The organism is Pantoea jilinensis (genome assembly GCF_019104105.1).
Taxonomy (GTDB): domain Bacteria; phylum Pseudomonadota; class Gammaproteobacteria; order Enterobacterales; family Enterobacteriaceae; genus Pantoea; species Pantoea eucalypti.
Genome location: NZ_CP077748.1, coordinates 340,820 through 352,665, shown reverse-complemented (window position 1 = coordinate 352,665; position 11,846 = coordinate 340,820). Strand labels below are relative to the sequence as shown.

At 56.5% G+C, this 11,846-nt stretch carries 14 protein-coding genes and 1 riboswitch; of the genes, 7 read left to right on the top strand and 7 right to left on the bottom strand.

Going from position 1 to position 11,846, the window contains the following annotated elements:
• Positions 1-7 precede the first annotated feature (7 nt).
• The 5 genes from KTJ90_RS21110 (at position 8) to KTJ90_RS21090 (ending at position 3,576) form a co-directional block, all read left to right on the top strand.
• Positions 8-322, top strand: coding sequence for an ArsR/SmtB family transcription factor (locus KTJ90_RS21110; RefSeq protein ID WP_008924754.1), 315 nt, complete (start codon positions 8-10; stop codon positions 320-322).
• Between the two features lie 141 nt (positions 323-463).
• A riboswitch (TPP riboswitch) is annotated at positions 464-583 on the top strand.
• Between the two features lie 131 nt (positions 584-714).
• Entirely contained in the window at positions 715-1,659 is a 945-nt protein-coding gene (locus KTJ90_RS21105) for an FAD-dependent oxidoreductase (protein ID WP_140915949.1), read from the top strand.
• A complete protein-coding gene (gene thiS / locus KTJ90_RS21100; protein ID WP_003851578.1) occupies positions 1,643-1,840 on the top strand; it encodes a sulfur carrier protein ThiS in 198 nt (65 codons plus the stop codon). The genes KTJ90_RS21105 and thiS overlap by 17 nt, the downstream gene beginning before the upstream one ends.
• A 2-nt stretch (positions 1,841-1,842) precedes the next feature.
• On the top strand, positions 1,843-2,598 hold the full coding sequence (locus KTJ90_RS21095; protein ID WP_003851577.1) for a thiazole synthase: 756 nt from the start codon (positions 1,843-1,845) through the stop codon (positions 2,596-2,598).
• A 9-nt stretch (positions 2,599-2,607) separates the two neighbouring features.
• Positions 2,608-3,576 (top strand): HesA/MoeB/ThiF family protein, encoded by a 969-nt coding sequence (locus KTJ90_RS21090; protein ID WP_192378014.1) that lies wholly within the window; start codon positions 2,608-2,610, stop codon positions 3,574-3,576.
• 9 nt (positions 3,577-3,585) lie between these two features.
• On the opposite strand, the gene KTJ90_RS21085 is transcribed toward KTJ90_RS21090, so the two are convergent.
• Positions 3,586-3,999: an ASCH domain-containing protein gene (locus KTJ90_RS21085; RefSeq protein WP_003851573.1), complete on the bottom strand. Its 414-nt coding sequence runs from the start codon at positions 3,997-3,999 to the stop codon at positions 3,586-3,588.
• Between the two features lie 225 nt (positions 4,000-4,224).
• A complete protein-coding gene (locus tag KTJ90_RS21080; protein WP_008924751.1) occupies positions 4,225-4,767 on the bottom strand; it encodes a DsbA family protein in 543 nt (180 codons plus the stop codon).
• A 320-nt stretch (positions 4,768-5,087) separates the two neighbouring features.
• Here KTJ90_RS21080 and KTJ90_RS21075 point away from each other — a divergent pair, with 320 nt between their 5' ends.
• Positions 5,088-5,357: a hypothetical protein gene (locus KTJ90_RS21075; protein WP_003851569.1), complete on the top strand. Its 270-nt coding sequence runs from the start codon at positions 5,088-5,090 to the stop codon at positions 5,355-5,357.
• A gap of 133 nt (positions 5,358-5,490) precedes the next feature.
• Positions 5,491-6,018 carry a sterol desaturase family protein gene (locus KTJ90_RS21070; protein WP_033762477.1) on the top strand — a complete coding sequence of 176 codons (528 nt, stop codon included), beginning with the start codon at positions 5,491-5,493 and terminating at the stop codon, positions 6,016-6,018.
• On the opposite strand, the gene crtB is transcribed toward KTJ90_RS21070, so the two are convergent.
• The 5 genes from crtB to KTJ90_RS21045 are packed head-to-tail and all read right to left on the bottom strand — an operon-like array spanning position 5,957 to position 11,718.
• Positions 5,957-6,886, bottom strand: a complete 930-nt coding sequence (gene crtB / locus KTJ90_RS21065) for a 15-cis-phytoene synthase CrtB (protein WP_039661374.1) — start codon at positions 6,884-6,886, stop codon at positions 5,957-5,959. The two genes, KTJ90_RS21070 and crtB, sit on opposite strands and share 62 nt — an antisense overlap.
• Positions 6,883-8,361 (bottom strand): phytoene desaturase, encoded by a 1,479-nt coding sequence (locus KTJ90_RS21060; protein ID WP_140033836.1) that lies wholly within the window; start codon positions 8,359-8,361, stop codon positions 6,883-6,885. Before KTJ90_RS21060 ends, crtB begins: the two co-directional genes overlap by 4 nt.
• Positions 8,358-9,518, bottom strand: a complete 1,161-nt coding sequence (gene crtY / locus KTJ90_RS21055; protein ID WP_457171638.1) for a lycopene beta-cyclase CrtY — start codon at positions 9,516-9,518, stop codon at positions 8,358-8,360. The genes KTJ90_RS21060 and crtY overlap by 4 nt, the downstream gene beginning before the upstream one ends.
• Entirely contained in the window at positions 9,505-10,800 is a 1,296-nt protein-coding gene (locus tag KTJ90_RS21050; RefSeq protein WP_105099684.1) for a glycosyltransferase, read from the bottom strand. The genes crtY and KTJ90_RS21050 overlap by 14 nt, the downstream gene beginning before the upstream one ends.
• A 9-nt stretch (positions 10,801-10,809) precedes the next feature.
• A complete protein-coding gene (locus tag KTJ90_RS21045) occupies positions 10,810-11,718 on the bottom strand; it encodes a polyprenyl synthetase family protein (protein WP_033762527.1) in 909 nt (302 codons plus the stop codon).
• Positions 11,719-11,846: the final 128 nt, after the last annotated feature.

Below are 11,846 nucleotides of genomic sequence, written 5' to 3'. Positions count from 1 at the left end.
AGGCGGCATGTCCCCCGAAAATGCCCTGAAGTTACTGTCCAATCCAACCCGAGTGGCAGTGCTGAAGTGGCTTAAGCATCCTGAAGAAGCGTTTGCGGGCTATACCCAGCTCTATCCCTTCGATCAGTATGGCGTCTGTGCCAGCCTCATACAGGACAAGGCGGGCTTATCACAGCCCGCCACGTCGTTATGCCTGAAAGCACTTCACAGTGCCGGGCTGGTCGAAGCCAGCAAAGTGGGCAAATGGACCTATTATCGTCGTGCTGAACCGCGTATTCGTGAAATCACCGACGTGCTGACACAATCACTGCAGGCGCTGTAAGGCGACTGCAGTTTAAACACCCTCTCATTGCCTACTGCTAACGCATTGCATTTGACTCTGGCGCAAAACCTTGCCTGTCCCCTAAAATTCTTAGCAGCCATCCTTTGCGCGCTTGACGAAGCTGCCCGCTTCACTTACAACTAAACCCGTCAGGGGAGTCTCGCCAGAGAGACTGAGAGGCTAATAGCGCATCGCGCGGCTTAGCGACCCTTAGAACCTGACCCAGTTGATACTGGCGTAGGAAGACGGGTATCGCATCAGATACTTGCCGCAGGGGCGCATGCACGACGCCTCTGCCTTTTCCCTCCGTATCACGGGTCTTCGTTAACGTATAACGAGGCCAAAGTGAAATATCTCATCCAGAATCTCTTTCTTCCTCGCCGGTGGACATCATGAGCCGCTGGTCGGTGCTTGGCAGTGGCGTGGCCGGGCTGTGCGTCGCCACACTGCTGATGGAGCGGGGCGAAACCGTCGAAATCATTACGCAGCCTGACTGTCGTGCCGCCTCACACTGGGCGGGTGGCATGCTCGCGCCCTGGTGCGAAGCGGAAAGCGCGCCTCAGCAGGTGATCGATTGGGGCCAGCACGCTGCAGGCTGGTGGTCGCAACGTGTTGATGGCGTGGAACAGCAGGGTACGCTGGTGGTTGCGCCGCCGCGTGATAGCCGCGAACTGACGCGCTTCGCCAGCATGACGGAAAAACATGAGTGGGTCGTACCGGGTGATATCGAACCGGCGCTGGAAAATCGCTTTGCCCGTGGTCTGTATTTTGCGGCGGAGGCGCATCTCGATCCCCGCCGCGCGTTGCAGCAACTGCGTGACAAATTACAACAGGCTGGCGTGCCCTTACACAGTGGTGAACCCACCGGCACCATCATTGACTGCCGTGGCATTCACGCCGCGGATCAGCAGCCCGCGCTGCGCGCCGTACGGGGTGAAATGCTGATCCTCCAGACGCATGACGTTCAGCTCTCCCGTCCTGTCCGGCTGCTGCATCCTCGCTTTCCCTGCTATCTGGTGCCCCGAGCAGAAGGGCACTTCATGCTGGGTGCCACCATGGTCGAAAGTCACGACAGCAGTCCGATTAGCGCCAGAGCCATGATGGAGTTGCTAAGCGCCGCTTACAGTCTGCATCCGGCGCTGGCTGAAGCGCGGATTGTGGAGAGCGGCACCGGCCTGCGCCCTGCCTATCAACAGAACCTGCCGGAGGTTCGTTTTGAGAATGGCCGTTTTTCGCTCAATGGGCTGTATCGCCATGGCTTTTTGCTGGCTCCGATCATGGCTGAAAACCTCATGCTGCAACTGACTCAGGAGATGACTCATGCGAGTTCAACTTAATGGACGCACGATTGAAACCGATGCAGGCACGCTGGCGGAACTGCTGCAGGAGCAGCAGATCGACCCGCGCTCCGTCGCCGCCGCGCTGAACGGTGAGTTTGTGCCGCGAAGCCGGTATGCCAGCCAGCAACTTGAGGCGGGTAATCAGCTGGAAATCCTGTCACCAATGCAGGGAGGTTAATGATGTTCTATCAATTTGCGCCGCAATCCCGCTTTCTTCTGGGTACTGCTGGCTATCCGTCTCCCGACATTCTGCAGCAGGCGATCGACGCCTCAGGTGCAGAAATCATTACTGTCAGCCTTCGACGGGAGGGCAGCGAAGGGGGTGCCTTCCGCACGCTACTGCAACAGCTCAACAAGCGCATTCTGCCGAATACAGCCGGTTGCCACACGGTAAAAGAAGCCGTGACAACGGCGCAAATGGCGCGTGAACTGTTCGACACGCCATGGATCAAACTGGAAGTGATCGGCCATGCTGACACGCTGCAACCCGATCCTTTTGCACTGGTTGAAGCCGCCCGCATCCTCTGTGCTGACGGTTTCCAGGTTTTTCCCTATACCACCGAAGATCTGATTGTCGGTGAAAAATTGCTGGAAGCGGGTTGCGAAGTGCTGATGCCCTGGGGCGCGCCAATTGGCTCCGGTCAGGGGCTGCGCAATATCGAAGGGCTGCGCACGATGCGTGCGTGGTTTAAAGATGTGCCGCTGATTATCGACGCAGGTATCGGCTCACCCGGTCAGGCGGCGCAGGCTATGGAGATGGGTTTCGACGGTGTGCTGCTCAACACAGCGGTGGCAAAAGCAGGCGATCCGGTGCGGATGGCCGGTGCGTTTGCTGCTGCGATTTATGGTGGACATCAGGGATTCCAGGCGGGCCTGATGGAGCAGCGTGATATGGCCTCTGCCTCTACGCCCATTTTTGGTCTGGCAGAGTTCTGAGGAGAGACAATGGCGCGTTATCAGCGACAGACCATGTTGCCTGAAATTGGCGAAGCGGGGCAGCAGCGGCTGGCCAGGGCAAGCGTGCTGGTGGTGGGCGCGGGCGGCCTCAGCGCCACCCTGCTGCCGTTACTGGCAGGTGCGGGCGTGGGATTTATTCGTCTTTACGATGGCGATCGTGTTGAACTGCACAATCTTCACCGGCAGACGTTGTTTGGTGTCGGCGATGTGGGCGAGCCTAAAGCACGCTGTGCGCAGCGTGCGCTGGCGCAGCGAAATCCTGACTGCCTTGTCGAGGCGCATTCACACCTGCTGAGCGCCAGTCAGCTACCGCAGGCGCTGGAGGGAATCGATCTGGTGGTGGATGCGGCGGATAACTTCGCCATTACTTATCAGCTTTCTGACGCCTGCTATCCGCGCGACCTGCCGCTGATCTGCGCCTCGGTGCTGGGGCGTAAAGGGTATGTCGGCGGATTCTGCGGCGGTGCGCCCGGCTATCGCGCAGTGTTCCCGCAGTTGCCCGTGGCCTCGGGTAACTGCAATACCGCTGGCGTAATGGGACCTGCGGTGGCGACGCTGGGTGCAATGCAGGCACAGATGGCACTGAGTGTATTACTCAGGCTGATGCCATCGCCGCTTGGCTGCATGATCCAGTGTGACTTTGTGGACTGGCACATCAGGCAGTTTCGCTTCGATGATGCACCTGAGCCGGACACGCCTGGCACGCCTTTTATCGATCGTCTGATGCTCAGGGATGATGACTGCGTTGTGGAGTTGCGTAGTCTGGAGGAGGCGTCTGAAAGTGTGGCTGATAGGGTGTTACGGATTCTGCCGCAGCAGATAGCAGCCTGGCAGCCGCCATCCGATCAGCGCGTGGTGCTGGTGTGCGCCAGTGGCATGCGCGCCGCCCAGGCGGCGGATAACCTTGCCGCGCGGGGCGTTACGCGGCTGGCGCTGATGGCAGCGAATACGCTGTAGGAGGCGGGTTTAAATCACCTCGACCAGCTGGAACGTCTCGAAGATCAGCTCCATTTCGCTGTGGAAATAGCCTTCACGTTCGAAATAGCGCTGATGTTCCTGTCGCCAGTAGTCGAGGCTGAGATCGCCTTCACCCTCCAGCATCGCCATCTCTGGCGTCACGCGGTCAAAGCGCGTCAGGAATAGTCCGGTGGTGCGGATAACACACACCGGCTGCTTTTCGCCGTTCAGAACAATGCTGTAACCGCCCGGCTGAGGCAAGGCATCCTGCTCCTGCCAGCTCCGCAATGAACCGCAGGTAGCCACCTTCTTTCCGGCAATAATCAGCGTTGCAAGCTCGCTGGCTAATTCCGGAGAATCACCAAATGCATCTGTAAATGCACCCGGATATTTGTCCTGTATCTGTTCAAGCGTCATTGTCATCTGCAAATCCTTAGTGAAATAAGCGCCTGACCAGCATAACTGCAGGCCAGCGGCGCCGTTTAGAGGATGTAGCAACGGCTCAAACGCTGCTAATAGCCGTACAGCTTACCCGGCCTGCTTACGGGAAAACAGGCATAATTATCAGGACATTGAAAGAGATGGCGTACTGGCTCTCTTAGCGGTGGTTTAAAGCCTGGCGCGGCAACGGCGGCCGCGCACGTAAAACTAACGCATCAGAAAGCTCGACCAATGTTCGATGTCGTCACCACTGCTGATTTCAGGTTGTACCAGACCATTGACCATAAAGGTCGGGGAAACGTGGATACCATTCTGACGAGCATACTTGCAGTGCCATTTAATCGCGTTCTGCAGGTCAGGCTGATCAAACGCGGCGCTGGCATCTACGCCACTGTACGCTTTAAGACGGTCCAGAATCTGATTTGGCGTGGTATCGCGATTCGGGCCGGTGCAGTGGTCGGTGAATTCGAACTCTTCACGATGATCGGCCACCGCCTGCATCACCTTCTTCGCTGCGTCTTTACTTTCGCAGGCGGCGGCAAGGATATAGCGGACAATCAGCCCGGAATAAAGATGCCATGGCTGAGATTGCAGCCGGATCTTCACGGTGATTTTATCTTCACCTGCGTGCGCCAGTAATGCGTCTAATTTATTGAATGCACGCACCGAAAAAGGACAGGTAGGTTCCAGGAAAACTTCAAACACTTCGGGGCCATGGCCCCACACCAGGACATCAGCATGCTGATACATCGGTCACTCCTAAAAGATAAACAGGAAGGTAAGACATTTACTCTGGCAAATCCTCTTTATTTCAGCCAGTTGAGAATCAGCCGCAATTGTTACAAAAATCAGCAATCAATCACTGACTGGCGCGTAACAGGAGACAGGCAGGTCCATTGATCGCTAGAATTAAAGGCAATAGCATTCTCATTATCTGACTCTTTATCGTCAGCTGAACTGAAGAGCGCTATAGTTACCCGCAGAGTTTGCTATCTGCATGATGAAGCCATCTCTGCGACTTTCCTGCTGATCGCCTGCCCCGAGCCGATAAGCGTTAAAAGAGGTTAATTTTGCATACCGATCTCACCTGGAAAACTCTGCATCGCGTCATTAACCAGACGATCTCAGACATGCTGGACGAGCAGCAGAGTATCAATGTGTTGTCACTCCGCGCCCGATTGCATGAACTGGCAGAAAAAGAGGAGGATGAGGTCATGGTCTTATGTTACTGGCAGGCGAGTAAAATTTTAATGCGATTGCCCGCCACGGTAACCGCCAGTCAGTTAATGGTTGCTGCACGTCACGCGTTTCGCACACCAATGGATCACGATTTAACCTGAAAGATATTTCACGCACGAAGGTGCCCGCCCCGTTCCCGTTATCCTCTGTTTATCTCCTGAACGCGGTTTTCCCCAACTTCTGTTAAAATTGAACCTCTGCGCCACTTTGCAGGATGCATGCTCGGGAGAAACTATGTTGTGGATTTGGAATGCCCTGATTGTTCTGGTCACCGTTATCGGTATGGAGATAACGGCTGCACTGGCGCACAAATATATCATGCACGGCTGGGGTTGGGGCTGGCATTTGTCACATCATGAACCCCATAAAGGCTGGTTTGAGGTTAACGACCTTTATGCAGTGGTATTCGCCTGCCTGTCGATTTTGCTCATTTATCTGGGCAGCACAGGTGTCTGGCCGTTGCAGTGGATTGGCGCGGGGATGACGCTTTACGGTTTGCTCTATTTTATCGTGCATGATGGCCTGGTTCATCAACGCTGGCCGTTCCGCTATGTTCCGCGCCGGGGTTATCTGCGCAGACTTTATATGGCGCACCGCATGCATCATGCTGTACGTGGCAAAGAGGACTGCGTCTCGTTTGGTTTCCTTTATGCGCCGCCGTTGTCAAAACTGCAGGCGACGCTGCGGGAACGTCACGGTGTTAAACGGGGCGCTGCCAGAGGTAAGCGGGACGTGGAGCAGGATGCGCCATCCGGGAAGTAACCGCCTGACCTGATGCCGCCACCAGCATAGCCAGTTTCTCGGGTGTGCTGGTGGACTGGCGTTGATCCCACGCCTGTGAACCCGCCTGAACAACTTTCATCCCGATTTTACGATACACCTGTTTAGCAGTAGCAATCGCCCACGCTGAGCGCAGAGGCAAACCGGGTAGTCCGGCTAACGACGACTGGTAATAGGGCTCGGCCGTCTCTACCAGCCGACGGGCCACGCGACTCAGTGCCTGGCGATTATGCGGGTCAGCCAGCGTCTCTCGTGTCAGACCCGCTTCAGTCAGCCACTCGGCGGGCAAATAGCAGCGTCCCGCTTCAGCATCTTCAACGATATCGCGCGCAATATTGGTCAGCTGAAATGCCAGCCCGAGATCACAGGCACGATCCAGCGTGGCATTGTCTCGCACGCCCATAATCTGCGCCATCATCAGACCCACCACGCCCGCCACGTGATAACAGTAGCGCAGCGTATCATCCAGCGTCTGATAGCGTGTCTCGCGAACATCCATCGCAAAACCTGCAAGATGATCAAAGGCATAAGCAGGCAGAATGTCATGCGCCATCGCCACCTCCTGAAAGGCCGCAAAGGCAGGTTCATGCATCTGTGATCCGGCATAGGCCTGACGCGTTTTCATCTCCAGCTGCGCCAGGCGCTGTTCCGCAGATTGCAGCGACGGCGTATTGTTACTGAAGCCCAGCACCTGATCGTCAATCACGTCGTCACAGTGCCGACACCAGGCGTAGAGCATCAGCACACTGCGTCGTGTTTTGGCATCAAAAAGCTTCGATGCCGTGGCGAAGCTTTTTGAACCCACTTCCATGGTTTCTACGGCATGGTCGAGCAGTGACGGACTGTTCAAGCCAAATCCTCCAGCATTAATCCTGCAGTGGCTTTGGCCGAACCAATGACGCCCGGAATACCCGCGCCCGGATGGGTGCCTGCACCGACCAGATAGAGATTTTTGATCGTCTTATCGCGGTTGTGCGGCCGGAACCAGGCGCTCTGCGTCAGGATCGGCTCCACCGAGAACGCCGAGCCCTGATAGGCATTCAACTCATCGCGAAAATCAAACGGCGTGAAGATGCGGTGCGTCACGAGCTGACTGCGCAGGCCCGGCATATAGTGCTGCTCCAGATAGTCGAAGATGCGGTCGCGCAGGCGCGGACCTTCAACACTCCAGTCGATATCGGCGGTGCCGAGATGCGGCACGGGCGCCAGCACGTAATAGCTGCCGCAGCCTTCAGGTGCCAGTGACGGATCGGTCACGCAGGGCGCATGCAGATAGAGTGAGAAGTCCTCTGCCAGCGCGTCTTTGTTGAAGATCTCATCAATTAATTCGCGGTAGCGCGGACCAAAGCAAACCGTATGGTGCGCCAGCTGATCATGATGATGATTCAGGCCAAAATAGATCACAAACAGCGAGTTACTCATGCGCTTATTTTGCAGGGTTTTCCCCTGCGCCACAGATGCCGGATGCTGGCTCAGTAATTCACTATACGTGTGAACCACATCCGCGTTAGAGGCGACCGCACGGGTCGGGAATACCCGCCCGTCATCCAGATGCACGGCGGTAATTTTATTTTCCAGCGTCTCCAGACGGGCAACGCTGGCATTCAGCTCTACTTCCCCGCCCAGATCCTCAAACAGCTTCACCATGCCCTGAACCAGGGCGCCAGTGCCGCCGCGTGGGAACCAGACGCCCCATTCACGTTCCAGTGCATGAATCAGGGTGTAAATTGACGACGTGGCAAAGGGATTTCCGCCCACCAGTAGCGAGTGAAAAGAGAATGCCTGACGAAGATGTTCATCTTCAATGTAGCTTGCCACTTTGCTGTAAACACTGCGCCACGCCTGTAACTTTGCCAGCTGAGGTGCAGCACGCAACATGTCGCGGAAAGAGAGAAACGGCACAGTGCCGAGTTTCAGATAGCCTTCCGCAAACACCGCACGGGAATAGTCAAGAAAGCGCCGATAGCCTTCAACGTCACGCGGGTTAAACGCAGCAATCTGTGCTTCCAGCGCTGGCTGATCGTTGTCATAACTGAATACCTTGCCAGACTCCCAGCAGAGGCGATAAAACGGCTTGACTGGCATCAGCTCGACATAGTCAGAGAGCCTTTTGCCCGCCAGCGTGAACAGCTCTTCAATGGCGCTCGGATCGGTGATTACCGTTGGACCGGCATCAAAGGTGTAGCCCTGATCCTCATAGACATAAGCCCGGCCGCCAGGCTTGTCACGCTGTTCCAGCAGTCGGGTGGGAATACCGGACGCCTGAAGGCGAATGGCCAGAGCCAGACCACCAAAGCCTGCGCCAATTACTGTCGTTCTATTCATTGCATCGCCTGTTGACGGTGAGGAGTCATAATAGCCTGTAATGCCGCCAGTACGGGAACCGGTGGCTTGCCGCTTAGGATACGCAGCCGATCAGACAAAGTGAGTTTTCCCGCATAAAAACGGGCGATCAGATCTTCGGGAAGTCCATAAAAACGTTGCATAACCTGCCAGCGCTGGTCAGCCGGACCCGCGAGAAACAGCATCCGGTTTAGCATGCGGAAGAAGCGCTGCTGCTGCCAGGCCTGACTGGCGAAATGCGCAATGGTGGCGTGCAGGGTTTCAGAGGTAAACGTCTGCATCTGAGCCAGCCGGTCAGCCAGTGAGACCGCCAGTGGCAGAGAGTAGCCAGTGGTAGGATGAAATAACCCGGCACGCAGACCACTGCAGGGTAAATCGCGTTTCTGCCAGAAGGCAGCCACGTCGCCGGTCAGTGTAATCGGTAACGCGCCTTGCTCTTCTCGCAGTAGCTGGTTCAGTTTCCAGCCCTGCTGCGCGGCATAGTCACGGATATTCTGACGGGCGCGATCGCCTTCCAGCGTGGCGTGATCAATATAATGGGTATCTTCAATCAGCAGTGTATCGGCAGAAAACGGCAGGCTGTAGACAAAACGATAGCCTGCCTGCTGATCCACCGTCGCATCCATGATGATCGGTTCAGTCAGTCCGTGTGGTTCACTGAGCTGCCACTCCTGCCCGACGAACGACTGGAAGCCCATACGCAACGCGGTATCGGACTGATAGCCACGACCATCGATCACCGCGTCAGTGTCCAGTACGCGGCCATCCTCCAGCGTGACCGAGCGTGAAGCGATGTTCGCCACTCTGGTGTTCAGCAGCAGTTCCGACGCAAATCTGTCACGAATGACCTGCGCAAAACGCTCTGCGGTCACGCAAAAATAGCCACTGTTCAGGGAACGATGTCGTTGAGGAAAGCGCACTTCATAACCGGGCCAGTGATGAACGACCAGTGGCGCAATCCAGTGATGCTGTGTTTCAGTCAGATCTTCCGCATGAAATGACCAGGTGTGATGCGCGCCTGGCTCACTTTCGGCATCAATTAAGAGAATGCGCAGGGACGGCCGCTGCTGACGCAGGCGCAAAGCAATCAGGCCGTTTGCCAGTCCCGCACCCACCAGAATAAGATCATACCGCGGCATAATCTCTCCTCTTAAGCACCGGTTTACGGGTCAGAATCGCCTGTTCGACAATGTCCGCTGCCAGTGTTGTCCCGCCCGCCTGACGAAGGGCGGTGCGCAGCGTTTTCATCTGCTCAACGTAACTTTCATCTGCCAGCAAGGTCTGGAGCTGGCGGGCCATTGAGTGGCTGGTGGTAAAGCGTGATGCGCGACGTCCGATACCGTGCCAGACCACTCTGGCCGCAACGCCTGGCTGATCAAAGGCCAGCGGGATCGCCAGAAGCGGCGTCAGGTGGTTAACTGCATCCAGCACCGTGTTCATCCCGCCGTGGGTGATGGCCAGATCGGCCTGCGCCAGAGCCGCTGCCTGATCGGCAAAATCGACCACCTGAACATGGCTGGCCTGCGCGAGTTTCTCCGCCTGAAACGGTGACAGGCGACCGCAATGCGCCAGCAATAACTGCGCGTCAATCTCCTGACAGGCACGGACGATGGTTTTAAACAGGCCGTAGCGATGACCCTGCAGGGTGCCGAGTGAAGCAAAAACCTTCGGTTTGTCGTCCTGCGTGAAATAGCGTGTCTTCGACGCAGCCGATGACGATTCCGCAGCGCGCAGAGGTCCAACCGCGTGGAAATGGTCGGGCAGGGTCTGGCGGGGAAAATCGAGTGCCGGGATAAGCTGGCTGATCTGTGCCAGCGGTGAAAAACAGTGATGCAGTTTTTCGCGCGGTGCTAATCCCATTGCATGAGCATTGCGGGCGATCACCCGATCGTGACGCCGCATCAGCCAGTCGTAGATTTTTTCACTGGTGCGATAGCGTTCGCGCGCCTGATCTGTCCCTGCATAGTCAAATGGCATCACGGCCAGCGGAAAATCTGCCTCACGGTTTAGCGGCAGCGCACAGGCAACCGAAACGAAAGGCAGATTCAGAAACTCTGCTGCTAATGCACCGGCAGGTTCCATCTGATCGACGATGACGCCATCGATCGCCAGCGTGTTCAGCACCACCGGCAATTCGCGACAGAGCATATCGGTGCTGCGCGCCATCTCATTGATCAGTTTCAGCATCGACGGGCCAAGAGGATGCGCCGCCAGCTGCAGGGTATGCGCCAGACTGCCCGCGGGATGCGAGGCTAATCCCAGTGGGAAAAAGCCAATTCGCCGGTCAGTGAGAAGCGCGCTGACGTCCGTCTGCTGGATAAAGGTAATCTGGTGTCCGCGCGCGATTAAAGCCTGGCTAAGATGCTGAAGCGCCTGCACATGGCTATAAAAGGGCGGTGCGATGACCGCGTAGTGGCTCATGCAGCATCCTTAACTGACGGCAGCGAGTTTTTTCTCAAACCAGGCCTGAACAAAATGATGTGTGGAATAACCGTCCTGACAGGCCGAGAGCAGATGCTCGCTGGCGCAACGCAGATGGTCTCGCAGTCGCGTTTCCACTGCCTGAGGCCCAAGCAGATTCACCAGCGTCGATTTACCCTCATCCTGATGGGTATCTTTGCCGGTATCGGCCATGCCGTCGGTAAGATCGTCCAGCAGCTGGAAAGCCTGGCCGAGATTCAGTGAAAAACGGTGCAGCTCTTCGCGGGTCTCTGCAGACGCTTCTGCCACAATGGAGGCCATCTGCATTGAGGCGCAGAACAGCGTGCTGGTTTTATAGTGATTGGTCATCAGAATGGCATCAGCACTGCGTGGTTTGTCACCCTCTGAGAGATCTTTGAATTGACCCTGCACCAGTCCCTGCATACCGACCGCATGGGATAACTCCGCGACGGCGTCTGCTCTGGCGGCCGCTGTTAAGCCTTCTGCCATGGCGACCACGCCAAATGCCTTACTCAGCAGTGCAACCGCGGCCAGAATCGCCACATGTTCGCCATACTGACAGTGAATGGTCGGCCGTCCACGACGCAACTGCGCATCATCCATGCAGGGCATGTCATCCAGAATCAGGGAGGCGGCATGGACCATCTCCACTGCACAGGCGAGATCAAGCAAACCGGCGGGCGTGACGTCGCAACCGAGATCGCGCGCGGCCAGCAGTAGCAGCAGTGGACGAATACGCTTTCCCGGTGCCAGCGCACCGTCGCGCATTGCAGCGCCGACCAGGTCACGTTCACTTTCAACCGGTAAAAGCTGGTCGAGCCGTTGCTCAATCTCGTTCAACAGGCTCGCAGCCTCACTGCGGTTGAAATTGACGTGTTGTTCTGCACAGACCGTCATCATGGCTGTCCTTATCTACAGAGGAAGTCACAGCAGGTCGAAATTCTTCGATGCCATCTTCAATAATCGTCCCCGACTGCCCTTGCATAGTGGGCAGGTTTTCAAAGAACGGCGGGTAATTCCATTAC